This window comes from Fructilactobacillus sp. X1R3C1, assembly GCF_059901545.1.
The window spans coordinates 325,119-349,655 of record NZ_JBWXUT010000001.1; the positions used below are offsets into that span (position 1 = coordinate 325,119).

The following is a 24,537-nucleotide window of genomic DNA, read 5'->3' on the forward strand; positions in this document are numbered from 1 at the left end:
TTTTTATTTTTCTTTCCCAAAATCGGATACTTCTGGTATAATAATATATGTTCGCTGATGAATGTGAACGTTTAATACTTATGCACCTATAGCGCAATTGGATAGAGTGTCTGACTACGAATCAGAAGGTTGTAGGTTCGACTCCTACTAGGTGCATTCATCGGGAAGTAGCTCAGCTTGGTAGAGCACCTGGTTTGGGACCAGGGGGTCGCAGGTTCGAATCCTGTCTTCCCGATTTTTATATACTTTTTAATATTTAAGCATCGGGAAATAGCTCAGCTTGGTAGAGCGCCACGTTCGGGACGTGGAGGTCGCAAGTTCGAATCTTGTTTTCCCGATTTTTTTTATTACCTTGGTTTCCAAGAGTATTTACTTGGAATTTACGAATCTTCTTTGTATAATAATAGTCAACATTAGTCAGAGATGAGATGAGTTTATGGCAAGCCGTAATATATCGGACATTATTGAAGATTATTTGAAGGATATGCTAGGTGATAATGATCAAGAACGAGTCGAGATTCGTCGATCAGACATTGCCAATCATTTTGACGTGGTGCCGTCACAAATTAACTATGTAATTAAGACGCGTTTTACGTTGCGTAATGGTTATTTAGTTGAAAGCAAACGTGGTGGTGGTGGTTACATCAGGATTGAAAAAATCAATTTAATGGATAATTCGGATGTCCTAGACAGTTTGATTGATTCAATCGGTGATGAAATTTCCGAGAAGGATGAAGAATCAATTTTAACCACCTTATATGCTAATGGAGTCATTACCGAGAAAGAGAAGAACATGATTGCTGCTATTTTAAAGAAAGAGGCAATTAAACTACCTGATCAAGCAATGGAATATCAGGTTAGAGCGAGTGTTCTGGAGGCTTTACTTTACCGGCTTAAATATGAGTGTTAGTTTTATTATGGATTATGATTTGAAGAGAAATGAAGGGAGATTTGCATATGCATAATTTATTTACCCCTAGTGCAAAAAACGTTTTGGTAATTGCCCAAGAACAAGCTAAGAGTTTCCAGCATCAAGCTGTCGGAACCGAACACATGTTACTGGCACTTACCATTGAGAAGAATGGGATTGCTTATCAAACTCTCCAACAACTTGCCGTCAGCGAGGCGGACGTTAGAGAAGAAATTGAGCAGTTGGCTGGATACGGTAATTTAAAGGTCGATGGAAACACGTATCTGCCGTATTCTCCAAAGATGAAAGAAATTTTAGCTTTAGCTGGAAAGATTGCCAAGCAGTATGGATCAACTAAAGTGGGTACTGAGCACATTTTGCTAGCTTTAACTAGTGATGATGCGATGCTCTCTTCAAGAATTTTGACTAACTTGGGAGTTAGCCCAGAACAAGTCCGAAAAGTAACGATCCGAAAGATGGGGGTTGCAGATACTAATATGGCTTCTGAAAATAATTCGAATGGTGAGTCAGAACAAAGCGAAACTCCAACTTTAGATTCACTGGCACGTGATTTGACTAAAGCTGCTCGAGATAATCAGCTCGATCCAGTGGTTGGACGCACCGCTGAAGTTCGTCGTGTCATCCAGGTTTTAAGCCGAAGAACTAAAAATAATCCAGTTTTAATTGGTGAACCCGGTGTTGGTAAGACTGCCATTGCTGAAGGTTTAGCGGAAAAAATTGTGAATAAATCCGTTCCTGCGGATATGCAAAATAAGCGGGTAATGGAATTAGACATGGGATCACTGGTTGCTGGCACTAAGTATCGTGGCCAATTTGAAGATCGTTTAAAGAAGGTCTTAAAGGAAGTCGAAGATAGTGGCAATGTCATTCTCTTTATTGATGAGTTGCATACCTTGATTGGTGCTGGTGGAACTGAGGGATCAGTTGATGCTTCAAATATTTTAAAGCCATCTCTTGCTCGTGGTCAGGTTCAAGTTATTGGTGCTACTACCTTAGATGAATATCAGAAGTACATTGAATCTGATGAAGCATTAGAACGTCGTTTTGCAACGGTTGAAGTTGAAGAACCAAGTAAGGATGAATCACGGAAGATTCTTAAGGGATTACGTCCCAAATACGAAGAACACCATCACGTTCAAATCACCGATGATGCCATTAATGCAGCCGTTGATTTATCTAGTCGTTACATTAGTGATCGTTACCTTCCTGACAAGGCAATTGACTTGATGGATGAAGGTGCAGCTAAAGTTAGACTGGATTCAACTGGAAAAGATGACAAGTTAGCAAGCGCTGAATCAAAACTTAGTTCCGTTAAAAATGATAAGGACAAAGCCATTGAGGAACAGCGCTTTGAAGATGCGGTTTCAATTCGTAAGCAAGAACAAAAGTTACAAAAAGAGATTGCGGATTTAACCCAAAAACAACGCATTAAAGAAAATGATGCTAACAAGACTCACAATTATCAATTAAAAGAAAATGCTGAAGACATTGCTCAAATTGTTTCCGAATGGACTGGAATTCCAGTTACTCATTTGAAACAATCTGACAAGAAGCGTTTAGTAAACTTAGAAAAGATTTTACACGAACGAGTTGTGGGACAAGATGAAGCTGTCTCAGCGGTTGCAAGAGCAATTCGTCGGGCACGAAGTGGACTTAAAGATCCCAATCGTCCCATTGGATCGTTCATGTTTCTTGGTCCAACTGGAGTTGGTAAAACTGAACTTGCCAAAGATTTGGCAAAAGCAATGTTTGGCTCAGAAGATGACATGATCAGAGTTGACATGAGTGAATTCATGGAGAAGTATTCGACTAGCCGAATGGTCGGTTCTGCACCTGGTTACGTTGGCTACGATGAAGGTGGTCAACTGACCGAAAAAGTTCGAAAGCATCCATATTCAGTTGTTTTACTTGATGAAGTTGAAAAGGCTCATCCTGACGTCTTTAACTTGCTACTTCAAGTTCTAGATGATGGGTACTTAACCGATGCCAAGGGCCGAAAAGTAGACTTTCGAAATACTGTCATCATTATGACTTCCAACATTGGTGCTACAGAGCTGCAATACAAGAACACCGTTGGATTTGCCGCTGAAAAATCCGGTAATGATGATAATTACGATGCTATGAAGGCCACGATTCAAGAACAGTTGAAGAAATTCTTTAAACCAGAATTCTTGAACCGAATTGATGATACGGTGATCTTCCATTCCTTGACTAAGTCGGAATTACACCGAATCGTTAAGTTAATGTCACAAGAACTGATTGATCGTGCCAATGGATTGGGTTACAAAGTTAGAATGACTCCAGCTGCCATTGATTTAGTTGCTGAAGTTGGCTACAATCCAACCTATGGTGCTCGACCAATTCGAAGAGCTTTGCAGGATAAAGTTGAAGATCCATTGAGTGAAGACTTATTAGCGGGCAAGTTCAAACCCGGTGATCAGATTACGATCGGTGCGCATAAAAACAAGATTACGATTAATAGACGTGAAGTTAAGAATCCCAAAGAAGAAATTCTAAGTAAATAACGTTAAAACTCACAGTAAAATTTTACTGTGAGTTTTTGTGCATATTGATTGACTTTTACTTTGATTCTTTGTATTATATGTAGAGTATGTAACTGGGAATTGAAATGAGTCGTTGCGATCTATTGTCCGTGATGGCGTTTATAAGAACCAAAAGTAAGATTTAGATCTTATTTTTGGATTTTTTTTGCTCAAAAACCAGCAATATGGCTTTTTGTAACAAAAACGTAACATTTCTTTTTCGTGGAATTTTAGGGAGAGGTGAATAACTTGGCAGGACACATTGTAAAGTATGGAAAACACAGGACCCGTAGAAGTTATTCCAGAATTAAGAAGGTATTGGATCTTCCAAATTTGATTGAGATTCAAACAAATTCTTATAACTGGTTCTTAGACGAAGGTTTGCGTCAAATGTTTAAAGATATTATGCCAATTGAGGATTTTCAAGGAAAGCTTTCACTAGATTTCGTTGATTATAAACTATTGGAACCTAAGTACACGGTTGATGAAGCACGTGCTCATGAGGCAAATTATTCAGCCCCATTACACGTTACTCTCAAGTTAACCAACCATGAAACCGGTGAGATTAAGACTCAAGATGTTTTCTTTGGTGACTTTCCACTTATGACTGACCAAGGAACTTTCATCATTAACGGTGCAGAGCGTGTTATCGTTTCTCAATTAGTGCGATCACCAGGTGTTTATTACCATAAAGATCTCGACAAAAATGGTCGTGAAATTTACAGTTCAACTGTGATCCCCAACCGTGGTGCTTGGATGGAATTTGAAACTGATGCGAAGAATATTTCATACGTTCGAATTGATCGTACTAGAAAGATTCCTTTGACTGAATTAGTTCGTGCCCTTGGTTTTGGCTCAGATGATGAAATTACTGATATTTTTGGAAATACTAATGATAGTCTCTCACTTACCCTTGAAAAAGACGTTCATAAGGATGCCGATGATTCTCGTGTTGAGGAATCATTAAAGGATATTTACGAACGCTTGCGTCCTGGTGAACCAAAGACAGCTGAGTCAGCAAGAAACTTGTTAACCCAAAGATTCTTTGATCCAAAACGTTACGACATGGCACCGGTTGGTCGTTACAAGACAAACCAAAAATTGAGCATGAAGACTCGTTTAATGGGATTAGCTTTGGCCGAGACCCTAGCTGACCCAGATACTGGTGAAATCATCGCTAACAAGGGTGATGTGATTGACAAAGAATTGATGGAAAAGTTGAAGCCGTACTTGGCTAACAAAGATTTTAAGGCTTACACCTTTAATCCTTCCGATCAAGCTGTCGTAACTGATCCAGTTACTGTTCAAGTAATTAAAGTATATTCAAATACAGATCCAGACAAAGTTGTGCCAGTGATTGGTAATGACAATATCGATCTGGACTATAAACACATTACCCCAGCTGATATCTTGGCTGAAATCAATTACTTCTTGGATCTTCAAGAAGGAATTGGATCTGTTGATGATATTGACCACTTGGGGAACCGTCGTGTTCGATCAGTTGGTGAATTACTGCAAAACCAATTCCGAATTGGTCTTTCACGGATGGAACGAGTTGTTAGAGAAAGAATGTCCATTCAGGATGCTTCAACGGTAACACCACAACAACTAATTAATATTAGACCAGTGGTGGCCTCTGTTAAAGAATTCTTTGGTTCATCACAACTTTCACAATTCATGGATCAAACGAACCCGTTAGGTGAATTGACCCATAAACGTCGATTATCTGCTTTAGGACCTGGCGGTATTACTAGAGACCGTGCTGGATATGAAGTTCGTGATGTTAACTACACTCACTATGGTCGAATTTGTCCAATTGAAACTCCCGAAGGTCCTAACATTGGATTGATTAACTCACTTTCAAGTTATGCTCGGGTTAACAAGTATGGATTTATCGAAACCCCATACCGTCGTGTTGATTGGACTACTCATAAGGTTACCGACAAGATTGATTACCTAACTGCTAACGATGAAGATAAATACGTGATTGCACAGGCGAACTCTCCATTAAATGAAGACGCAACCTTTCAAGACGATCAGGTTATGGCACGTGATAAGTCCCAATACGTTGAAACTAATTCAAAGAACGTTGACTACATGGACGTTTCACCAAAGCAAGTTGTTGCGGTGGCAACGGCATGTATTCCGTTCCTAGAAAATGATGACTCAAACCGGGCCCTAATGGGTGCTAACATGCAGCGTCAGGCTGTTCCTTTGATCAGACCACACGCACCACTTGTTGGAACTGGGATGGAATATCAAGCTGCTCATGATTCTGGAGTTGCTAAGATTGCTAAGTATCCTGGAACCGTTGAATATGTTGATGCAAGAGAAATTCGGGTAAGACGTGATAATGGCACTTTAGATACGTACAAATTGATGAAGTTTATGCGTTCTAACGGTGGTAAAAACTATAACCAAACTCCAATTGTAAAAATTGGAGATCATGTTGATGCCGATGAAATTATCGCTGATGGCCCAGCAATGGAAAATGGTGAATTGGCCTTAGGTCAAAACCCAACCGTTGCCTTTATGACATGGCAGGGTTATAACTTTGAAGATGCCATTGCCATTTCCGAACGACTAGTTAAAGATGATGCTTACACTTCAATTCATATTGAAGAGTATGAGTCAGAAACTAGAGATACAAAACTGGGACCTGAAGAAATGACTAGAGAAATTCCTAACGTTGGTGAAGATGCACTAAAGGATCTTGACGAAGACGGAATTATTAGAGTCGGTGCCGAAGTTCATGACAACGATATTTTGGTTGGTAAGGTAACCCCTAAGGGTGTTACTGAATTATCTTCTGAAGAGCGACTACTTCACGCTATCTTTGGTGAAAAGGCTCGAGAAGTTCGTGACACGTCACTTCGAGTACCTCATGGTGCCGGTGGAATTGTTCAAGACGTTAAAGTCTTTACTAGGGAAAACGGCGATGAATTAAAGCCCGGTGTAAACAAGATGGTTCGAGTTTACATTGCCCAGAAACGTAAACTTCAAGTTGGAGATAAGATGGCTGGAAAACATGGTAATAAAGGTACTGTTTCCGTCATTATTCCTGAAGAAGACATGCCATATATGCCAGATGGTACCCCAATCGACATCTTATTGAGCCCCATGGGTGTTCCATCACGGATGAACATTGGACAGGTGCTTGAATTGCATCTTGGAATGGCTGCTAAGAAGCTTGGAATTCACGTTGCCACCCCAGTCTTTGATGGTGCTCGTAGTGAAGATATTACCGACGCTTTAAAGGAAGCTGGTATGCCAGCTGATGGTAAGACGGTTCTGTATGATGGTAGAACCGGTGAACCATTTGACAAACGAATTGCTGTTGGAGTTATGGGTTACTTGAAACTTAACCATATGGCTGAAGACAAGATTCATGCAAGAGCCATTGGACCTTACTCACTAGTTACGCAACAACCACTTGGTGGTAAAGCTCAATTTGGTGGACAGCGTTTTGGTGAAATGGAAGTTTGGGCTCTTGAAGCTTATGGTGCCGCACACACCCTCCAAGAAATCTTGACTTACAAGTCAGATGATGTTGTCGGACGGGTTAAGACCTACGAAGCAATTGTCAAGGGTGATCCAATTCCTAAACCAGGTGTTCCTGAGTCATTCCGAGTATTAGTTAAAGAATTACAAGCATTGGGACTGGACATGAAGGTTCTCGATGCCGAAAACAAACAAATTGATTTGCGTGACATGGACGATGACGAAGACGTTGTTAACGTGAACGCATTGAGTAAGTTTGCTCAAAAACAAGATGATAAAAATGAGAAGGATAAAGAAAAGAAAGATGAAAATGAGAAACAAACTCCAACTTCATCTGATGCCGACTCAAAAAATGATACAAATGACGACAATAAATAATAAAGGAGGGTACGCCAATGGTTGATGTTAATAAATTCAAAAGTATGCAAATTGGTTTAGCTTCACCTGAGACCATTCGTAGTTGGTCATATGGAGAAGTTAAAAAACCAGAAACAATTAACTATCGAACTTTAAAGCCTGAAAAGGATGGATTGTTTGATGAAAGAATTTTTGGTCCAACTAAGGACTGGAAATGTGCCTGTGGAAAATACAAGGGTGTCAGATATAAAGGTATCGTTTGTGATCGCTGTGGTGTTGAAGTCACTCGTTCAAAAGTTAGACGTGAACGAATGGGACACATCGAATTAGCAGCTCCTGTAACCCACATTTGGTATTTCAAGGGAATCCCTAGTCGAATGGGACTAGTTCTTGACATGAGTCCACGGGCTCTTGAAGAAATCATCTACTTTGCTTCATACGTTGTTACCGACCCAGGTAACACACCAATGGAGAAGAAGCAGTTGCTTTCAGAACAAGAATACCGTGACAAAAAGCGTGAATACGGCAATCGTTTCCACGCTGAAATTGGTGCGGAAGCCATCAGAACTTTATTAAACGACGTTGACATCGATAAAGAAGTCAAAGAGTTAAAAGATACGCTTAAGAAAGCAACGGGACAAAAGCGAACTCGTGCCGTTCGTCGTCTAGATATTCTTGAGGCCTTTGCTACTTCTGGCAATCAGTTGTCATGGATGGTAATGGATGCGATTCCAGTTATGCCGCCTGACTTACGACCAATGGTTCAACTTGAAGGTGGTCGTTTTGCTACTTCTGATTTAAATGATTTATATCGTCGGGTTATTAACCGAAATAACCGATTAAAACGATTGTTAGACCTGAACGCTCCTGGCATTATTGTTCAAAACGAAAAGAGAATGCTCCAGGAAGCTGTCGACGCTTTGATTGATAATGGTCGTCGTGGTCGTCCTGTTGCAGGACCTGGTAACCGTCCCCTTAAATCACTTTCTCACCTATTAAAGGGTAAACAAGGTCGATTCAGACAGAACTTGTTAGGTAAGCGTGTTGATTATTCTGGTCGTTCAGTTATTGACGTTGGTCCTAATTTAAAACTAAGTCAGATGGGGCTTCCAGTATCAATGGCATTGGAATTATTTAAACCCTTCATTATGCATGCGCTAGTTAAACGTGGTCTAGCTTCTAACATTAAAAACGCTAAACGTCAGATCGAACGTCAAGACGACGCTGTCTTTGAAGTTCTCCCTGATGTCATTAAGGAACATCCAGTTCTTTTGAACCGTGCTCCTACTTTGCATCGACTTGGAATTCAGGCTTTTGAACCAGTTTTGGTTAGTGGGAAATCAATGCGTTTGCATCCATTAGTTTGTGCTGCGTATAATGCTGACTTTGATGGTGACCAAATGGCCATTCACGTTCCACTATCTGATGAGGCTCAAGCTGAATCAAGATTATTGATGGCTGCTGCTGGACACATTTTGGCTCCTAAAGATGGTAAACCAGTTGTTACTCCTTCACAGGATATGGTTATTGGTAACTACTATTTAACCCTTGAAGAAGCAGGGGCTGAAGGTGAAGGAATGGTATTCAACGATCCTGATGAAGTTGAATTAGCTTACCGTGATGGAAAGGTTCATTGGCATACCAGAATTGGTATTCCAGCGAGCGCCTTCCCAGACAAACCGTTTACTGACGATCAAAAAGATAAGATTTTAGTAACGACGGTTGGAAAGGTTATTTTCAATGGGATTCTTCCAAAGAAATTTACCTATTTGAACGAACCAACTTCAACTAACTTGCACGGATACGTGCCTGACAAGTATTTCTTGAAGCCTGGTGAAGACATTCATGAACACTTGAAGAACGCTGAATTGGTTAAACCGTTTAAGAAGGGCTTTTTAAGTGACATCATTGCTGAAGTTTACAGTCAATACCAAGTTACTGAAACTTCAGAACTTCTTGATCGAATTAAGGATTTAGGTAATGATAAATCAACTAAGTCTGGTTTGACGGTTGGTATTTCTGACATTACTGATTTAAAGGAAAAGCCAGAAATTGTTGCTAACGCCCATAAGAAAGTTGATACCATCACTAAACAATTCCGTCGTGGTTTAATTACTAACCAAGAACGTTATGAACGAGTTGTTAGTGTTTGGAATGATGCCAAAGACGAAATTCAAAACAAATTAATGAAAAACTTCGATCCCCAGAACCCAATCTTTATGATGAGTGACTCTGGTGCTCGTGGTAACATTTCGAACTTTACTCAGTTAGCTGGGATGCGTGGTTTGATGGCTTCACCTAATGGTGAAATCATGGAACTTCCAATTACCTCTAACTTTAAAGAAGGACTTTCAGTCTTGGAAATGTTCATTTCAACCCACGGTGCTCGTAAGGGTATGACCGATACGGCACTTAAGACTGCTAACTCTGGTTACTTGACTCGTCGACTTGTTGATGTTGCCCAAGATGTCATTGTTAGAGAAGAAGACTGTGGAACTGACCGTGGTCTTGTTGTTCGTGCCATTACCGAAGGGGACGAAATGATCGAACCATTGTATGACCGAATCCTTGGTCGTAACGCAATGAAGACCGTTAAGAACCCTAAGACTGGTAAAGTGATTGTTAAAAAGAATGAAATGATCGATGAAGACGTTGCTCAAGAAATTGTGGACGCTGGAATTGATTCAGTTGAAATTCGTTCCGCCTTCACATGCAATACTGCTCATGGTGTTTGTGAGAAGTGTTATGGTCGAAACCTTGCTACTGGTGACGAAGTTGAGGTTGGTGAAGCTGTTGGTACCATTGCGGCCCAATCAATTGGTGAACCAGGTACTCAGTTAACTCTTCGTACTTTCCATACCGGTGGTGTTGCAAGTAGTTCAGATATTACCCAAGGACTTCCTCGTGTTCAGGAAATTATGGAAGCACGTAATCCTAAGGGTAAAGCAATTATCAGTGAAGTTACCGGTACGGTTGAATTAATTGAAGAAGATCCTGCTGAAGGCATCAAAGAGGTTACCATCAAAGGTAAGTCTGATACCCGGAAGTACAAGGTTCCAATTAAGGCCCGTATGAAAGTTTTAGAAGGCGATCAGGTTCGTCGTGGTGATGCTTTAAATGAAGGTTCAATTGATCCAAAGGAATTGCTTAAAGTTCGAGACGTTTTGTCAACTGAGACTTACTTGTTAACTGCGGTTCAAGAAGTTTATAGAAGACAAGGTGTTGAAGTTAACGATAAGCACGCTGAGATCATGGTAAGACAGATGTTACGTAAGGTTCGTGTTATGGACCCAGGTGACACTGACATCCTCCCTGGTACTTTGATGGATATTGATGATTTCAAGGATCGTAATAAGGATGCTGTGATTAGTGGTAAAACACCTGCAACGGCTCGTCCTGTATTACTCGGAATTACCAAGGCGGCGCTTGAAACTAACAGTTTCTTGTCAGCTGCATCATTCCAGGAAACCACTCGTGTTCTTACTGATGCCGCAATTCGTGGCAAGGTTGATCCATTAGTTGGTTTGAAGGAAAATGTTATCATTGGTAAGTTATTACCTGCTGGTACTGGTGTTGGGAAATATGAAAACATTGAACCAGAAGAAGAGGGTAAGACTGAGACCAAGGGTGTTACTTCATTAAGTGATGTCGAAAAAGAAATGCAACAAAAAGATTCAAGTAAAAACTAGTTATTAAACTAAAAAGGGAGTTCATCAATGATGAACTCCCTTTTTGATACATATTAATCAATCTTTTTTAAAACTTACTTCATTGTTATTAAGAGATGAGATGCGGGCTAGTGATTCTAGGTGAATGCCATGCTCTTTAATCCAATTAGCACCGGGTTGAAATGACTTTTCAATTACAATGCCGACTCCAACTAGATTGGCTTGAGCTGCTTCAACGATCTTAATCATCCCTTTAGTGGCTTCGCCATTTGCTAAGAAATCATCGATGATTAAGACGTGATCGTCAGGTGAAAGGAATTTTTTCTCAATAAAAATGCGGTTAGTTTTTTGTTTGGTGTATGAGTATACATCAGCCGAATAGGCTGCATCATTTAATGTGGATGGTTTTTTCTTTCGCGCAAAAACGACGGGAACACCCAATACTAAGCCAGTCATGACGGCTGGGGCAATTCCAGATGATTCAACCGTGATGACTTTAGTAATATTATCGTTTGAGAAGCGTTTGACAAATTCTTTGCCAACGGAGTACATCAAATTAGGATCAATTTGATGGTTTAAAAACGAGTTGACCTTTAAAATATTTCCAGGAAGGACTTGGCCTTTATTTTTGATTGCTTCTTCTAATTCTTTCATGATTACTCTCCCATTTAAAAAGACCCTAATATAGAAGTTTAGGGTCTTTTTTCCTAATAGTTTGGAATTATGGTTCCAAGTAGAGACTGTCGACCCATTACGACTATATATTAGAGCTTCACTTATTACGTTAATCATAATTTAATTTTTAACTTTAAGCAAACCAAATTAATATAATTAGAGTGGCAATGTAAATGAATGGAATAAAAGCAATCGCACGTTTTTTAAATAAGATGGCATAAATGATCGCTATGATTGACCCGGTTAAAACGACTAGATTGGTAACCGTAATTCCGTATGCAATTAAAAGGATCAAGAAGAGATCCAAATCCCCGTTGCCAATGAAATGGAAGTAATGATTTATTATTATCAATATTAAATATCCAATAATATAAATTCCAGTTGTCTTCGTTAGAGGATTAGAAATTATAAGAGCTATCATTACTGCAATCAGTGAATATGCTGTAGGGAAATGGTAAGTTAATAAATCAAAAGTTGCCATAACCTGCATAAGTAAAAGTAGCGATAAATTTTCGAGGTTATCTAAACAAACAGGTGGAAATATAGTAAAAGCGGTGGCTCCGGTTACTTCAAAATACAGTAAATAAAGTGGTAATCGAGTTGAACATGTCCGACACCTTCCGAATTGAATCATGTAACTCACAATCGGGATGAGTTCGTACCACTTTAGAAACTTGCCACAGTTACTACACTTAGAATGACCGAAGACAAAGTTTTCGTGCGTAATGGTTCGATCAACCATAACGTTTATAAAAGATCCAACGATGCTACCTACAATAAACCAATAAATGATCATCAACAAAACCTCCACCAAAAAGTACGGAAATTAATTGAGGTCTTATTGACACGTCTTTTTCTACGTGGTATTCTACTTATTGTGCTTATAAACAACTAAGCGGTTTTTTTAACTTCAAAAAAGAACCGCCTGGATGTGTGGACTTAAAAAATATATTATATTAGGAAAGGGAGGACTTTTTAGATGCCTACAATTAACCAATTGGTTCGTAAAGGTCGTAAATCTAGAACTTCTAAATCAAAATCCCCAGCTTTAGGCTTCGGATATAACAGTTACAAAAAGAAAAACACACAGAACCCTGCACCTCAGAAACGTGGAGTTGCAACCCGTGTTGGTACTATGACTCCTAAAAAGCCTAACTCAGCTTTACGTAAGTATGCTCGTGTTAGACTTTCTAACTTGATTGAAGTTACTGCATACATTCCCGGAATTGGACATAACTTGCAAGAACATAGTGTTGTTTTAATTCGTGGTGGACGTGTTAAGGATTTGCCTGGTGTTAGATATCATGTTGTTCGTGGTGCATTAGATACTGCGGGTGTAAGTGATCGTCGCCAAGGTCGTTCTAAATACGGTACTAAGAAACCTAAGGAATAGACAATTAATTAAGTTATTATTGAGGAGGACTTTTACATGCCTAGAAAAGGAAAAGTGCAAAAAAGAGAAATCCTTCCTGATCCAATCTACAACTCAAAATTGGTTTCTAAATTAATTAACCATTTGATGTTAGATGGTAAAAGAGGGACTGCATCAGAAATTTTATATGGTGCCTTTGATATGATCAAAGAACAAACTGGTAACGATCCAGTTGATGTATTTGAAGAAGCAATGAAAAATGTTATGCCAGTTCTTGAAGTTAAGGCCCGTCGTGTTGGTGGATCTAACTACCAAGTTCCAATTGAAGTTCGTCCTGATCGAAGAACTACTTTAGGCTTACGTTGGATTGTTAACTATGCAAGACTTCGTGGTGAACACACCATGACTGAACGTCTTGCAAAAGAAATCATCGATGCTTCAAATAACACCGGTGCAGCAGTTAAGAAGCGTGAGGATACTCACAAAATGGCCGAAGCTAACCGTGCCTTTGCGCATTATCGTTGGTAATCAGCTTTTAGTTTTTAACTGTAAGTGGGTGGCTAAAGCGATTTAGCCACTTTTTTAAAATAATGAAATTGTGAATGATTGAGAGGAGTTAAATAATGGCTAACAAGCGAGAATTTCCGTTAGACAAAACTCGTAATATTGGTATTGTTGCCCATATTGATGCCGGTAAAACTACTACTACTGAACGTATCTTGTACTATACCGGTCGTATCCACAAAATTGGTGAAACCCATGAAGGGGATTCACAAATGGACTGGATGGAAGAAGAAAAAGAACGTGGAATTACTATTACTTCAGCTGCTACCACTGCTGAATGGAAGGGTTACCGTGTTAACATCATTGATACCCCAGGACACGTTGATTTTACTGCCGAAGTTGAACGTTCATTACGTGTGCTAGATGGTGGTATTGTTGTTTTGGATGGTCAAGCCGGTGTTGAACCACAGACTGAAACCGTATGGCGTCAGTCATCAGACTTTGCTGTTCCACGAATTGTCTTCATTAATAAGATGGATAAAGTTGGTGCTGACTTTGATATGTCAGTTAAAAGTTTGCATGACCGTTTAGGTGCTAACGCCCAGGCCGTTCAGATGCCAATTGGTGCTGAAGCTGACTTTGCTGGTGTAATTGATTTAATTACCATGCAAGCCTATGTTTATGATGAAGATAAAGAAGGTTCAGAATGGGATGTTGATGAGATTCCTGCTGACATGCAAGAGGAAGCTCAAAAGCGTCATGATGCTTTGATTGAAGCCGTTGCAGACGTTGATGACGCCGTAATGGAGAAGTTCCTTGATGGTAAAGAAATTTCACAAGAAGATCTTAAAGCTGGAATTCGTCGTGCCACTTTAAATCTTGATTTCTACCCAGTCTTTGCTGGTTCAGCTTTCAAGAACAAGGGTGTTCAGATGTTGATGGATGGAGTGGTTGACTACTTACCATCACCACTTGATGTTCGTCCTTACACTGCTACTGACCCAGATGATGACGACAAACAAGTTGACATCCGTGCTAACGATAAGGAACCATTTGCTTCATTAGCATTTAAGATTGCTACCGATCCATACGTTGGTCGTTTAACTTATATCCGTGTCTATCGTGGTACCTTAAAGGCTGGTTCATACGTTTTGAATGCTACGAATGGCAAACGTGAACGTGTTGGTCGTTTACTACAAATGCACTCCAATAATCGTCAAGAAATCCCAGAAGTATTCTCAGGTGATATTGCAGCTGCAATTGGTTTGAAGAATACCACTACTGGTGATTCTTTAACCGATCCAGACCATCCATTACGTCTTGAATCAATGGAATTCCCAGAACCAGTTATCCAAGTTGCCGTTGAACCTAAGACTAAGGCTGATCAGGATAAGATGAATGATGCTTTGCAAAAGTTATCTGAAGAAGATCCAACTTTTAGAGCTGAAACTAATCCAGAAACTGGCCAAACTTTGATTGCCGGAATGGGTGAACTTCAGTTAAACATTTTGATTGAACGGATGAGACGTGAATTTAATGTTGAAGCTAACATTGGTGCTCCTCAAGTTGCCTACCGTGAAGCATTTACTAAACCAGTTAAGGCCGAAGGTAAGTTTATTCGTCAGTCTGGTGGTAAAGGTCAATATGGTGATGTTTGGATTGAATTTACACCAAATGACGAAGGAAAAGGATTCGAATTTGAAGACGCCATCGTTGGTGGAGTTGTTCCAAGAGAATTCATTCCTTCAGTTGAACAAGGTCTAAAAGAAGCCATGGAAAATGGTGTATTAGCCGGATATCCATTGATTGATTTGAAAGCTAAATTATATGATGGTAGTTATCATGAAGTCGATTCAAGTGAAGCTGCCTTTAAGATCGCTGCTTCCATTGCTTTGAGGGAAGCTGCTAAGAAGGCTGATCCAGTTATTCTTGAACCAATCATGAAAGTTGATATTCGTGTTCCAGAAGAATACATGGGTGACGTCATGGGACAAGTTACCGCACGACGTGGAAACGTTGAGGGTATGGAAGCTCAAGACAAGGCACAAAACATTCATGCAATGGTTCCACTATCAGAAATGTTTGGTTATGCTACCGATTTACGTTCTGCTTCTCAGGGACGTGGAACATTTGTTATGAGTTTTGATCATTACAGTGCTGTTCCTAAGAGCATCCAAGAAGACATCATTAAGAAAAATGGTGGAAATAGTAAAGAAGAAAAGTAATTTTTTGTAAAAGTTCTAGAAATTGAAAAAGTTTCTGGAACTTTTTTTATACTTAATGTGATGAGAAGCCTTGAAAAATAAGAGAATATCGGGTATGATAGTTAAGTACTCGGTTTTGGGGGATAGACTGTCCAAAATTAGTACAACATTTAGCTTTGATGTGGGAGGTTGCGACACACCCGGCCGCTTTGCCATGCGAGGATGTGCCGGTAATTTCCACGGAGCTAGTCTTATTTTGAAAATAGACGAAGGAGGGAAAAACATGGCAAAAGAGAAGATTCGTATTCGTTTGAAAGCTTATGAACACCGTATTTTAGATCAAGCTGCTGACAAGATTGTGGCAACCGCACAACGTACTGGTGCTACTATTTCTGGTCCAATTCCATTACCAACGGACAGAACTCTATATACCGTATTGGCATCACCATTTAAGTACAGTAAAGCTCAAGAACAATTTGAAATGTTAACTCACAAGCGTTTGATTGATATTTTGAATCCAACACCTAAAACTGTTGATTCATTAATGAAATTAGACTTGCCAAGCGGTGTTGACATCGAGATCAAACTATAATAATTACAGAATATCGGAGGTGTACTCATGGCTAAAAAAGGAATCTTAGGTAAAAAGGTCGGAATGACCCAAGTTTTTACTGATAACGGAGAACTCGTTCCAGTTACGGTTGTTGATGTAACTCCTAATGTTGTCTTACAGGTTAAGAACAGCAAGTCGGATGGTTACGATGCAATTCAACTTGGATTCGATGACAAACGTCCAGTATTAAGCAATAAACCTGAACAAGGTCATGTTAAAAAAGCAAAAACTACTCCTAAGCGCTTCATTCGTGAAATCAGAGATGTTGACTTGGGAGATTACAAAGTTGGAGACGAAGTTAAAGCTGACGTATTTAAACCAGGTGACGTCGTTGATGTAACGGGTACTACTAAAGGTCATGGTTACCAAGGTAACATCCACAAAAATGGACAACGTCGTGGACCTGAAACCCACGGATCAAGATATCACCGTCGTCCCGGTTCATTAGGTGTCATTATTAACCGAGTTGTTAAAGGAATGAAATTACCAGGACGAATGGGTAACAATCGCGTTACCATTCAAGACCTTGAAATCGTTAATGCTGACGTTGATAACAACGTACTATTAATCAAGGGTAACGTTCCTGGTGCAAACAAATCATTAGTAACAGTTAAAACATCTGTTATTGAATCAAGAAAATAAGAAAGGAGGAACCGTAGATGGCAAGCGTAACATTATACAAACAAGATGGTAGTAAACAAGGAACAGTTGATTTAAACGATGCTGTTTTTGCCGTTGAACCAAATGAAAACGTTGTTTATGACACTGTCGTAATGCAAAGAGCATCACAACGCCAAGGTACTAATGGTGTTAAATCTAGAGGTAAAGTGCGTGGTGGTGGTAAGAAACCATGGCGTCAAAAGGGTACTGGCCGTGCTCGTCAAGGTTCCATCCGTGCCCCACAATGGGTTGGCGGTGGAGTTGTCTTCGGACCAACTACTCGTTCATATGCATATCACCTTCCAAAGAAGGTTACTAGATTAGCTGTTAAGTCAGTTCTTTCTGAAAAAGTTGCCAATGGTGATTTAGTGGTAGTAGATTCGTTAGACTACAAGGCTCCAAAAACTAAAGACTTATCAGATCTTTTGAAGAAACTTGATGCTGCAACTAAGACATTAGTAGTTTTGGAAGATAACAATGAAAATGCTGCACGTTCTGCAAGAAACATCGAAAATGTGCAAGTTATTAATGCTAAAGGTGTTAACACACTTGATGTATTAAACAACAACAAGGTTGTTATTACAAAGGCTGCTCTTTCTCAAGTAGAGGAGGTGCTCGCATAATGGAAGCACGAGATATCATTTTACGTCCGGTAGTTACTGAAGCTTCAACTGATGTAATGGACGACAAAAAATATACTTTTGATGTTGATGTACGAGCAACTAAGACTCAAGTTAAAAATGCTGTTGAAGAGATTTTTAACGTTAAAGTTGTTAAAGTTAATATTATGAATGTAAAAGGTAAGAAAAAGCGACAAGGTCAATATGTTGGACGTACTAAGAAACGTCGTAAGGCTATTGTTACTTTGTCCAACGATTCTGACGAAATTAAAATTTTCTCAGAAGAATAATCTTTGAATAGGAGGGAAATAACGTGGCTCTAAAAAAGTACAAACCAACTACTAATGGCCGTCGTAATATGACTAGTATTGACTATAGTGAAATTACTACTAACGTGCCAGAAAAAAGTTTAGTTGAGTCAAATGCTCACAGCGGTGGTCGTAATAGTCAAGGTAAGATGACTGTTAGACATCGTGGTGGCGGAAACAAGCATCGATACCGTCTTATCGATTTCAAACGTGATCATGATGGTGTTCCTGCAACCGTTAAAACTATCGAATATGATCCAAATAGAACTGCAAATATTGCTTTAATCGTTTATGAAGACGGAATTAAATCATACATCATTGCACCTAAAGGATTAAAAGTCGGAGACGTTGTTGAATCTGGTAAGGATGCTGATATTAAGGCTGGTAACACCCTTCAATTAGCTGATATTCCTGTCGGTTCAACCATCTTTAACATTGAATTGAAACCTGGCAAAGGTGGACAACTTGTTCGTTCTGCTGGAGCTTCAGCACAGTTACTTGGTAACGAAGGAAAGTATGCATTAGTTAAATTACCATCTGGTGAAGTTAGAATGGTACTTTCAGTTTGCCGAGCTACTATTGGTAGTGTTGGTAATGATGAACATGGATTAGTTGTATGGGGTAAAGCTGGTAGAACTCGTTACCGTGGTCAAAGACCTCACGTACGTGGATCTGTTATGAACCCTAACGATCACCCACATGGTGGTGGTGAAGGTAAGGCTCCAGTTGGTTACCCAAGTCCATTGTCTCCATGGCATAAGAAGACAACTGGTAAGAAGACTAGATCAAAGAAAGCACGTTCAAACAAGTTTATTGTTAGACACCGTAAAGGTTCAAAGATGTAGTCTGAATTATTTATTTATTGAGTAATCGCAGAGGAGGTTTCATAATGAGTCGAAGTTTAAAAAAGGGACCTTTTGCCGATCAATCATTATTAAAAAAGATCGATGCACAAAAAGATCAAGATAAAAAATCGGTAATTAAAACATGGTCACGTCGTTCAACCATTTTCCCAAGTTTTATTGGATACACCATTGCTGTTTACAATGGTAGAAAACATGTCCCAGTTTATATTCAAGAAGACATGGTAGGCCACAAGCTCGGAGAATTCGTACCTACGCGTACTTTCCATGGACATGGAAATGGCGACGCAGATAAAAAAACAGTTTAAGCAAGGAGGATAACCAATGGCTGAACAACAAGTTACATCAGCAAAAGCTACTGCAAAGACTGTTCGTATCGCCGCTCGTAAGGTTCGCCTTGTTGTAGATCTTATTAGAGGTAAAAGCGTATCAGAAGCTACTGCAATTTTGAAATTCACCCCTAGAGGTGCTTCACCAGTTGTAGAAAAGGTTTTGATGTCAGCTGTAGCAAATGCAGAAAATAATTTTGATTTAGATCGTCAAGATCTAGTTGTTAGTGAAGCATATGTTAACGAAGGACCAACTTTAAAACGTTTCCGTCCCCGTGCTAAGGGTTCTGCTTCACCAATCAACAAAAGAACTAGTCACATTACAATTGTAGTGTCAGAAAAGTAGGAGGGATAAACGTGGGTCAAAAAATTAATCCAAATGGTTTACGAATTGGCGTTAACCGTGGTTGGCAAGCTAAATGGTATGCTAACGACGATAAATTCGCTTCATACTTAAACGAAGATTTAAAAATTCGTAACTATCTAGCAAAGAGACTCGCTGATGCTTCTGTATCAAGTGTTGACATTGAGCGTGCTGCAAAACGTGTTAATGTTTCTATCCATACTGCCAAGCCAGGAATGGTTATCGGTAAAGGTGGAGCAGAAGTTGAAAGTCTTCGTAAAGAATTAAACAAATTGACGGGACGTCGGGTTCATGTCAATATTGTTGAAGTTAAAAAACCTGATTTAGAAGCTGATCTTGTTGGTGAAAACGTTGCAAGTCAGCTTGAAGGTCGGGTAGCATTCCGTCGTGCAATGCGTCAGGCAATGCAAAGAGTTATGCGTTCTGGAGCTAAGGGTGTTAAAGTTCAATCTTCAGGTCGTTTAAATGGTGCTGATATGACACGAATTGAAAGATATTCAGACGGAAGTGTTCCACTTCATACACTTAGAGCTGATATTGACTATTCATGGAATGAAGCAGATACTACTTACGGTAAAATCGGTGTTAAGACTTGGATCAACCGTGGTGAAGTTTTGCCCGATAAACCGGAGGAAAAAACTGAAAAAGGAGGGAAATAAGCATGCTAGTACCTAAACGTGTTAAGTTCAGAAGACAGCACAGAGGTAAGTTGCGTGGTCACTCAAAGGGTGGAAACACTGTTACTTTTGGTGATTATGGTTTGCAAGCACTTGATTCACATTGGATCAGTAACCGACAAATCGAAGCTTGCCGTGTTGCCATGACTCGTTATATGAAACGTGGTGGAAAAGTTTGGATCAAAATTTTCCCTCAAAAATCATATACTGAAAAAGGTATCGGTGTTCGAATGGGTAAAGGTAAAGGTACCCCAGCTGGTTGGGTTTCAACTGTCAAGCGCGGAAAGGTTCTTTTCGAAGTTGGTGGTGTTTCCAAAGAAACTGCTGAAGAAGCTTTACGTTTAGCTTCAATGAAGTTGCCTGTTAGAACCCGAGTTATTAAACGTGAGGAAGTAGGTGGCGAATCAAATGAAGGCTAAAGAAATTAATGAATTAACCACTGATGAAATGCGGGCTAAGGAACAAGATTACAAGAAAGAATTGTTTAATCTTCGTTTTCAATTAGCCACTGGTCAATTGGAAAATACTGCTAGATTGAAGACTGTCAGAAGGACAATCGCTAGAATCAAGACGGCACTTAGACAACAAGAACTGAAGAAATAGAATACGATAGAAAGGAAGGTTAATACTTTATGAGCGAAGAACGTAACGAACGTAAAAGTTACAGAGGTCGTGTGGTTTCAGATAAGATGGACAAAACCATTACTGTTGTCGTTGAAACTTACAAGACTCATCCAACTTACGGGAAACGTATTAAATATTCTAAGAAATATAAAGTTCAAGATGAAAATAACGAAGCAAAAGTTAACGATATTGTTGACATCATGGAAACTCGTCCATTGTCTAAGACTAAGCGCTTCCGTCTAGTAGACGTTGTTGAAAAGGCAGTTATTATCTAGCTTTTTTATCTATCGTATTCTGATTTTAAGTTGAAGGGAGGACACTAACCATGATCCAACAAGAGAGTCGTTTAAAGGTTGCTGACAACTCTGGAGCACGTGAACTTTTGACTATCAAAGTTTTAGGTGGTTCAAGAGTCAGATATGCAGGTATCGGTGATGTGATTGTTGCTACTGTTAAACAAGCAACACCAGGTGGCGTTGTCAAAAAAGGAGACGTCGTTAAAGCCGTTGTAGTCAGAACTAAGTCTGCTGCACATAGAACTGACGGTTCATATATTCGTTTCGACGAAAATGCCGCTGTTTTGATTAACGATGATAAGAGTCCTAAAGGTACCCGTATTTTCGGTCCGGTAGCTCGTGAATTACGTAGTAATAATTTTATGAAGATCGTTTCATTAGCGCCTGAAGTACTTTAATACTATTGGAAAACAAGGAGGTGCCAGGATTATGTTCTTGAAAACTGGTGACAAAGTTCGTGTTATTAGCGGTAAAGACAAGGGTAAAGACGGCAAAGTCGTTAAAACCATTGCTGCTAAGAACCGTGTAGTTGTTGAAGGAATCAACAAGATCAAGAAACATCAAAAAGCTTCACAAGACAATCCCCAAGGTGGAATTGCTGACGTTGATGCTCCAATTGATGCTTCAAATGTAATGTTAATTGATCCATCTACTAACGAACCTACAAAAGTAAGCTTCGTGGTTAAAGATGGTAAAAAAGTTCGTATTTCAAAAAAATCACAAAAACCAATCGATTAGATTGGAACTGAAAGGAGGAAATTAATCGCATGGCAGCTCGCTTAGAAGAAAGATACAAAGAAGATATTCTCCCAACGCTCGTTAAGAAATTTGATTACTCATCAGTTATGGAAGCCCCAAAACTTGACAAGATCGTTTTAAACATGGGTGTTGGTGATGCTGTAACAAATTCTAAAAACCTTGATGAGGCGGTTCATGAATTAAGTTTAATTTCTGGACAAAAGCCTATCGTAACTAAGGCTAAAAAATCAATTGCCGGTTTCCGTCTTAGAGAAGGAATGCCAATTGGTGCCAAAGTTACATTAAGAGGAGAAAGAATGTATGACTTCTTGGATAAGTTAGTTAATGTTTCATTGCCACGTGTTCGAGATTTCCACGGTGTAAGCAACAAATCATTTGATGGTCGTGGAAATTACACATTGGGTATCAAAGAACAACTAATTTTCCCAGAAATTAATTACGATGATGTTAACCGTGTTAGAGGTTTAGATATCGTACTTGTAACAACCGCTAATACGGATGAAGAATCACATGAATTGTTAGCTCAATTCGGAATGCCATTCGCTAAATAGGAGGTTTAATATTGGCTAAAAAATCATTAATTAAAAAAAGTGAACGTCCAGCTAAGTTCTCAACACAGAATTACACTCGTTGTGAACGTTGTGGTCGACCTCGTGCGGTTTACCAAAAGTTTCACTTATGCCGAATTTGTTTAAGACAACTTGCCCATAAGGGTCAAATTCCTGGCATGAAAAAAGCTAGTTGGTAAAATAATAAAACTGAAAAGGAGGTTTCACGTTTATGTCCATGACAGATCCAATTGCAGACTTTTTAACTCGAATTCGTAATGCCAATATGGCAAGACACGATTCAGTTGACGTTCCTGCATCAAAAATCAAAAGAAACATTGCCGAAATTTTGAAGCGTGAAGGCTTTGTACGCGATGTGGAATACATCGATGACGATAAACAAGGTGTTATCCGTGTATACCTTAAGTATGGAAAAGATAATCAACGTGTAATCACTGGTTTGAAGCGAATTTCAAAGCCAGGATTACGTTCATATGTTAAATCAGATGATGTTCCTAAAGTTTTAAACGGTTTAGGAATTGCTATCATTTCAACTTCAGATGGTGTTATTACTGATAAAGAAGCTAGAGACAAAAAAGTCGGTGGCGAAGTATTAGCATACGTTTGGTAAAAATTAAAAAAGAATTGGAGGTGTTAATATGAGTAGAATTGGTTATAAAACTGTTGATCTTCCAGACGGTGTTGAAGTAAATCATAGAGGTACTAACGTAACTGTTAAAGGACCAAAGGGTACTTTAAATGCTACAATTTCACCAGAAATTAAAATGCAAGTTAAAGGTAACGAAGTGAACTTCACTCCAACTGGTAAGTATGACAACAAAGAACGTGCCCTACACGGTACAACACGTGCTAACTTCAATAACATGGTTGAAGGTGTTACAAATGGATTCCACAAGACACTTAAGCTAGTTGGAGTTGGATATCGTGCTCAATTAAAAGGTAGTACTTTGACTCTAAACGTTGGTTACTCAAACCCCGTTGAAGTTCAAGTTCCAGAAGATCTTACCGTAGCTGTTCCAGATAACACTACTATTAACATTAGTGGGATCAACAAGCAACATGTTGGTGATTTTGCTGCCGAAGTTCGTTCATACCGTTCACCAGAACCTTACAAGGGTAAAGGAATTAGATATGAAAATGAACATATTACCCTCAAGGAAGGTAAGACTGGTAAGTAATTTAACAATATAAAAAATAAGAGGTGACTATTTTGATTTCCAAACCAGACAAGAATAAAACACGTAAAGTTCGTCATAATCGTGTTAGAAGTAAAATTTCTGGTACTGCTGAGTGCCCACGTTTGAACGTTTTCCGTTCTAATAAAAACATTTACGCTCAAGTTATTGATGACGTAAAGGGTGTAACGCTAGCTAGTGCCTCAACTGTTGACAAGGAAGTTTCCGGAGACAACAAATCAGAACAAGCCGCAAGCGTTGGTGCTTTAGTTGCTAAGCGTGCAGTTGAAAAGAATGTTAAGAATGTTGTTTTTGATCGTGGTGGATACTTATATCACGGACGTGTACAAGCCCTTGCAGATGCAGCACGTGAAAATGGACTTGAATTTTAAAAAAGGAGGAATATAACGCACATGGCAAAGTTTATTAATCCAGACAAACTGGACTTAGAAGATAACGTTGTTGCTATCAACCGAATTACTAAGGTTGTTAAGGGTGGTCGTCGACTACGTTTTGCTGCATTAGTTGTTGTTGGTGACAAGAATGGCCACGTTGGCTTTGGTACTGGTAAAGCTCAAGAAGTTCCTGAAGCGATCAGAAAAGCCGTTGATAGTGCCCAAAAGAACTTAATTGAAGTTCCAATCGTTGGAACTACTATCCCTCACGAAGTTATCGGTCGTTTCGGCGGTGGAAAGATTATGTTGAAGCCTGCTGAAGAAGGTTCCGGAGTTGCTGCCGGTGGTGCCGTTCGATCAGTTATGGAATTAGCTGGTGTAAACGATGTTACTAGTAAGCGTTTAGGCTCTGATACACCAGTAAACGTAATTCGTGCAACTTTTGAAGGTCTTAAGGAACTTAAGAATGCTGAAGAAATTTCATCATTACGTGGTGTCTCATCAGATCACTTAACCGAATAATAAGGAGG

28 protein-coding genes, 3 tRNA genes and 1 riboswitch are annotated in these 24,537 nt (G+C 39.4%); of the genes, 29 read left to right on the forward strand and 2 right to left on the reverse strand.

The window, feature by feature from the left end; all coding sequences use genetic code 11:
- Positions 1–82: 82 nt before the first annotated feature.
- The 7 genes from AC6UD8_RS01675 to rpoC all read left to right on the forward strand — a co-directional run bounded on the left by AC6UD8_RS01675 (position 83) and on the right by rpoC (position 11,021).
- Positions 83–156 (forward strand) — tRNA-Arg (locus AC6UD8_RS01675).
- Between the two features lie 5 nt (positions 157–161).
- Positions 162–235, forward strand: a tRNA-Pro gene (locus tag AC6UD8_RS01680).
- A gap of 29 nt (positions 236–264) precedes the next feature.
- Positions 265–338 (forward strand) — tRNA-Pro (locus AC6UD8_RS01685).
- 98 nt (positions 339–436) lie between these two features.
- Positions 437–910, forward strand: a complete 474-nt coding sequence (locus AC6UD8_RS01690) for a CtsR family transcriptional regulator (RefSeq protein ID WP_500699270.1) — start codon at positions 437–439, stop codon at positions 908–910.
- A gap of 47 nt (positions 911–957) precedes the next feature.
- On the forward strand, positions 958–3,456 hold the full coding sequence (locus AC6UD8_RS01695) for an ATP-dependent Clp protease ATP-binding subunit (RefSeq protein ID WP_500693536.1): 2,499 nt from the start codon (positions 958–960) through the stop codon (positions 3,454–3,456).
- Positions 3,457–3,714: 258 nt separating this feature from the next.
- Positions 3,715–7,353, forward strand: coding sequence for a DNA-directed RNA polymerase subunit beta (rpoB, locus tag AC6UD8_RS01700; RefSeq protein ID WP_500699272.1), 3,639 nt, complete (start codon positions 3,715–3,717; stop codon positions 7,351–7,353).
- 17 nt (positions 7,354–7,370) lie between these two features.
- A complete protein-coding gene (gene rpoC / locus AC6UD8_RS01705) occupies positions 7,371–11,021 on the forward strand; it encodes a DNA-directed RNA polymerase subunit beta' (protein ID WP_500699274.1) in 3,651 nt (1,216 codons plus the stop codon).
- 57 nt (positions 11,022–11,078) lie between these two features.
- Here the strand turns inward: rpoC and AC6UD8_RS01710 are convergent, their stop codons facing one another.
- Positions 11,079–11,654: a xanthine phosphoribosyltransferase gene (locus AC6UD8_RS01710; protein WP_500699275.1), complete on the reverse strand. Its 576-nt coding sequence runs from the start codon at positions 11,652–11,654 to the stop codon at positions 11,079–11,081.
- Positions 11,655–11,691: 37 nt separating this feature from the next.
- Positions 11,692–11,787: riboswitch (purine riboswitch) on the reverse strand.
- A gap of 21 nt (positions 11,788–11,808) precedes the next feature.
- A complete protein-coding gene (locus AC6UD8_RS01715) occupies positions 11,809–12,471 on the reverse strand; it encodes a prepilin peptidase (protein WP_500693540.1) in 663 nt (220 codons plus the stop codon).
- A 183-nt stretch (positions 12,472–12,654) separates the two neighbouring features.
- On the opposite strand from AC6UD8_RS01715, the gene rpsL reads away from it, so the two are divergent.
- The 22 genes from rpsL to rpsE all read left to right on the forward strand — a co-directional run bounded on the left by rpsL (position 12,655) and on the right by rpsE (position 24,529).
- Complete coding sequence (rpsL, locus tag AC6UD8_RS01720) at positions 12,655–13,068, forward strand: 30S ribosomal protein S12 (protein ID WP_010022704.1); 414 nt, start codon at positions 12,655–12,657, stop codon at positions 13,066–13,068.
- A gap of 36 nt (positions 13,069–13,104) precedes the next feature.
- Positions 13,105–13,575, forward strand: a complete 471-nt coding sequence (gene rpsG / locus AC6UD8_RS01725) for a 30S ribosomal protein S7 (RefSeq protein ID WP_500693541.1) — start codon at positions 13,105–13,107, stop codon at positions 13,573–13,575.
- Positions 13,576–13,670: 95 nt separating this feature from the next.
- Positions 13,671–15,776 carry an elongation factor G gene (gene fusA / locus AC6UD8_RS01730; protein ID WP_500693542.1) on the forward strand — a complete coding sequence of 702 codons (2,106 nt, stop codon included), beginning with the start codon at positions 13,671–13,673 and terminating at the stop codon, positions 15,774–15,776.
- Between the two features lie 262 nt (positions 15,777–16,038).
- On the forward strand, positions 16,039–16,347 hold the full coding sequence (gene rpsJ / locus AC6UD8_RS01735; RefSeq protein ID WP_500693543.1) for a 30S ribosomal protein S10: 309 nt from the start codon (positions 16,039–16,041) through the stop codon (positions 16,345–16,347).
- 27 nt (positions 16,348–16,374) lie between these two features.
- On the forward strand, positions 16,375–17,010 hold the full coding sequence (rplC, locus tag AC6UD8_RS01740) for a 50S ribosomal protein L3 (protein ID WP_500696532.1): 636 nt from the start codon (positions 16,375–16,377) through the stop codon (positions 17,008–17,010).
- A gap of 17 nt (positions 17,011–17,027) precedes the next feature.
- The gene (rplD, locus tag AC6UD8_RS01745) at positions 17,028–17,651 is read left to right on the forward strand and encodes a 50S ribosomal protein L4 (protein WP_500696533.1); all 624 of its coding nucleotides are present in this window, start codon (positions 17,028–17,030) and stop codon (positions 17,649–17,651) included.
- Complete coding sequence (rplW, locus tag AC6UD8_RS01750) at positions 17,651–17,938, forward strand: 50S ribosomal protein L23 (protein ID WP_500693546.1); 288 nt, start codon at positions 17,651–17,653, stop codon at positions 17,936–17,938. Before rplD ends, rplW begins: the two co-directional genes overlap by 1 nt.
- 23 nt (positions 17,939–17,961) lie before the next feature.
- Positions 17,962–18,801, forward strand: a complete 840-nt coding sequence (gene rplB / locus AC6UD8_RS01755; protein ID WP_500693547.1) for a 50S ribosomal protein L2 — start codon at positions 17,962–17,964, stop codon at positions 18,799–18,801.
- A gap of 44 nt (positions 18,802–18,845) precedes the next feature.
- Entirely contained in the window at positions 18,846–19,127 is a 282-nt protein-coding gene (gene rpsS / locus AC6UD8_RS01760) for a 30S ribosomal protein S19 (RefSeq protein ID WP_010022714.1), read from the forward strand.
- A 16-nt stretch (positions 19,128–19,143) separates the two neighbouring features.
- On the forward strand, positions 19,144–19,494 hold the full coding sequence (gene rplV / locus AC6UD8_RS01765; protein WP_010022715.1) for a 50S ribosomal protein L22: 351 nt from the start codon (positions 19,144–19,146) through the stop codon (positions 19,492–19,494).
- Positions 19,495–19,505: 11 nt separating this feature from the next.
- Positions 19,506–20,171, forward strand: a complete 666-nt coding sequence (rpsC, locus tag AC6UD8_RS01770) for a 30S ribosomal protein S3 (protein ID WP_500693548.1) — start codon at positions 19,506–19,508, stop codon at positions 20,169–20,171.
- A gap of 2 nt (positions 20,172–20,173) precedes the next feature.
- Entirely contained in the window at positions 20,174–20,608 is a 435-nt protein-coding gene (gene rplP / locus AC6UD8_RS01775; protein WP_500693549.1) for a 50S ribosomal protein L16, read from the forward strand.
- On the forward strand, positions 20,598–20,792 hold the full coding sequence (rpmC, locus tag AC6UD8_RS01780) for a 50S ribosomal protein L29 (protein WP_500699276.1): 195 nt from the start codon (positions 20,598–20,600) through the stop codon (positions 20,790–20,792). Before rplP ends, rpmC begins: the two co-directional genes overlap by 11 nt.
- A 29-nt stretch (positions 20,793–20,821) precedes the next feature.
- Positions 20,822–21,088 carry a 30S ribosomal protein S17 gene (rpsQ, locus tag AC6UD8_RS01785; RefSeq protein WP_039144781.1) on the forward strand — a complete coding sequence of 89 codons (267 nt, stop codon included), beginning with the start codon at positions 20,822–20,824 and terminating at the stop codon, positions 21,086–21,088.
- 50 nt (positions 21,089–21,138) lie between these two features.
- Positions 21,139–21,507, forward strand: coding sequence for a 50S ribosomal protein L14 (gene rplN, locus AC6UD8_RS01790; RefSeq protein ID WP_039144780.1), 369 nt, complete (start codon positions 21,139–21,141; stop codon positions 21,505–21,507).
- A gap of 31 nt (positions 21,508–21,538) precedes the next feature.
- The gene (gene rplX, locus AC6UD8_RS01795; RefSeq protein WP_500693550.1) at positions 21,539–21,847 is read left to right on the forward strand and encodes a 50S ribosomal protein L24; all 309 of its coding nucleotides are present in this window, start codon (positions 21,539–21,541) and stop codon (positions 21,845–21,847) included.
- A 29-nt stretch (positions 21,848–21,876) separates the two neighbouring features.
- Positions 21,877–22,419 carry a 50S ribosomal protein L5 gene (rplE, locus tag AC6UD8_RS01800; RefSeq protein ID WP_500693551.1) on the forward strand — a complete coding sequence of 181 codons (543 nt, stop codon included), beginning with the start codon at positions 21,877–21,879 and terminating at the stop codon, positions 22,417–22,419.
- A gap of 11 nt (positions 22,420–22,430) precedes the next feature.
- Positions 22,431–22,616: a type Z 30S ribosomal protein S14 gene (locus AC6UD8_RS01805; RefSeq protein WP_010022727.1), complete on the forward strand. Its 186-nt coding sequence runs from the start codon at positions 22,431–22,433 to the stop codon at positions 22,614–22,616.
- Between the two features lie 32 nt (positions 22,617–22,648).
- Positions 22,649–23,047 (forward strand): 30S ribosomal protein S8, encoded by a 399-nt coding sequence (gene rpsH, locus AC6UD8_RS01810; RefSeq protein WP_010022729.1) that lies wholly within the window; start codon positions 22,649–22,651, stop codon positions 23,045–23,047.
- Positions 23,048–23,075: 28 nt separating this feature from the next.
- Positions 23,076–23,615: a 50S ribosomal protein L6 gene (gene rplF / locus AC6UD8_RS01815; RefSeq protein ID WP_500693552.1), complete on the forward strand. Its 540-nt coding sequence runs from the start codon at positions 23,076–23,078 to the stop codon at positions 23,613–23,615.
- Positions 23,616–23,647: 32 nt separating this feature from the next.
- Entirely contained in the window at positions 23,648–24,004 is a 357-nt protein-coding gene (gene rplR / locus AC6UD8_RS01820) for a 50S ribosomal protein L18 (protein ID WP_500693553.1), read from the forward strand.
- A 21-nt stretch (positions 24,005–24,025) separates the two neighbouring features.
- Entirely contained in the window at positions 24,026–24,529 is a 504-nt protein-coding gene (gene rpsE / locus AC6UD8_RS01825; RefSeq protein ID WP_500693554.1) for a 30S ribosomal protein S5, read from the forward strand.
- Positions 24,530–24,537: the final 8 nt, after the last annotated feature.

Excerpts from the sequence above, each read along its gene's own strand:
- AC6UD8_RS01690 (WP_500699270.1), top strand. The coding sequence starts at position 437 with ATGGCAAGCCGTAATATATCGGACATTATTGAAGATTATTTGAAGGAT.
- AC6UD8_RS01695 (WP_500693536.1), top strand. The coding sequence starts at position 958 with ATGCATAATTTATTTACCCCTAGTGCAAAAAACGTTTTGGTAATTGCC.
- rpoC (WP_500699274.1), top strand. The coding sequence starts at position 7,371 with ATGGTTGATGTTAATAAATTCAAAAGTATGCAAATTGGTTTAGCTTCA.
- AC6UD8_RS01710 (WP_500699275.1), bottom strand. The coding sequence starts at position 11,654 with ATGAAAGAATTAGAAGAAGCAATCAAAAATAAAGGCCAAGTCCTTCCT.
- AC6UD8_RS01715 (WP_500693540.1), bottom strand. The coding sequence starts at position 12,471 with ATGATCATTTATTGGTTTATTGTAGGTAGCATCGTTGGATCTTTTATA.
- rpsL (WP_010022704.1), top strand. The coding sequence starts at position 12,655 with ATGCCTACAATTAACCAATTGGTTCGTAAAGGTCGTAAATCTAGAACT.
- rpsG (WP_500693541.1), top strand. The coding sequence starts at position 13,105 with ATGCCTAGAAAAGGAAAAGTGCAAAAAAGAGAAATCCTTCCTGATCCA.
- fusA (WP_500693542.1), top strand. The coding sequence starts at position 13,671 with ATGGCTAACAAGCGAGAATTTCCGTTAGACAAAACTCGTAATATTGGT.
- rpsJ (WP_500693543.1), top strand. The coding sequence starts at position 16,039 with ATGGCAAAAGAGAAGATTCGTATTCGTTTGAAAGCTTATGAACACCGT.
- rplC (WP_500696532.1), top strand. The coding sequence starts at position 16,375 with ATGGCTAAAAAAGGAATCTTAGGTAAAAAGGTCGGAATGACCCAAGTT.
- rplD (WP_500696533.1), top strand. The coding sequence starts at position 17,028 with ATGGCAAGCGTAACATTATACAAACAAGATGGTAGTAAACAAGGAACA.
- rplW (WP_500693546.1), top strand. The coding sequence starts at position 17,651 with ATGGAAGCACGAGATATCATTTTACGTCCGGTAGTTACTGAAGCTTCA.
- rpsS (WP_010022714.1), top strand. The coding sequence starts at position 18,846 with ATGAGTCGAAGTTTAAAAAAGGGACCTTTTGCCGATCAATCATTATTA.
- rplV (WP_010022715.1), top strand. The coding sequence starts at position 19,144 with ATGGCTGAACAACAAGTTACATCAGCAAAAGCTACTGCAAAGACTGTT.
- rplP (WP_500693549.1), top strand. The coding sequence starts at position 20,174 with ATGCTAGTACCTAAACGTGTTAAGTTCAGAAGACAGCACAGAGGTAAG.
- rpmC (WP_500699276.1), top strand. The coding sequence starts at position 20,598 with ATGAAGGCTAAAGAAATTAATGAATTAACCACTGATGAAATGCGGGCT.
- rpsQ (WP_039144781.1), top strand. The coding sequence starts at position 20,822 with ATGAGCGAAGAACGTAACGAACGTAAAAGTTACAGAGGTCGTGTGGTT.
- rplN (WP_039144780.1), top strand. The coding sequence starts at position 21,139 with ATGATCCAACAAGAGAGTCGTTTAAAGGTTGCTGACAACTCTGGAGCA.
- rplX (WP_500693550.1), top strand. The coding sequence starts at position 21,539 with ATGTTCTTGAAAACTGGTGACAAAGTTCGTGTTATTAGCGGTAAAGAC.
- rplE (WP_500693551.1), top strand. The coding sequence starts at position 21,877 with ATGGCAGCTCGCTTAGAAGAAAGATACAAAGAAGATATTCTCCCAACG.
- rpsH (WP_010022729.1), top strand. The coding sequence starts at position 22,649 with ATGTCCATGACAGATCCAATTGCAGACTTTTTAACTCGAATTCGTAAT.
- rplF (WP_500693552.1), top strand. The coding sequence starts at position 23,076 with ATGAGTAGAATTGGTTATAAAACTGTTGATCTTCCAGACGGTGTTGAA.
- rpsE (WP_500693554.1), top strand. The coding sequence starts at position 24,026 with ATGGCAAAGTTTATTAATCCAGACAAACTGGACTTAGAAGATAACGTT.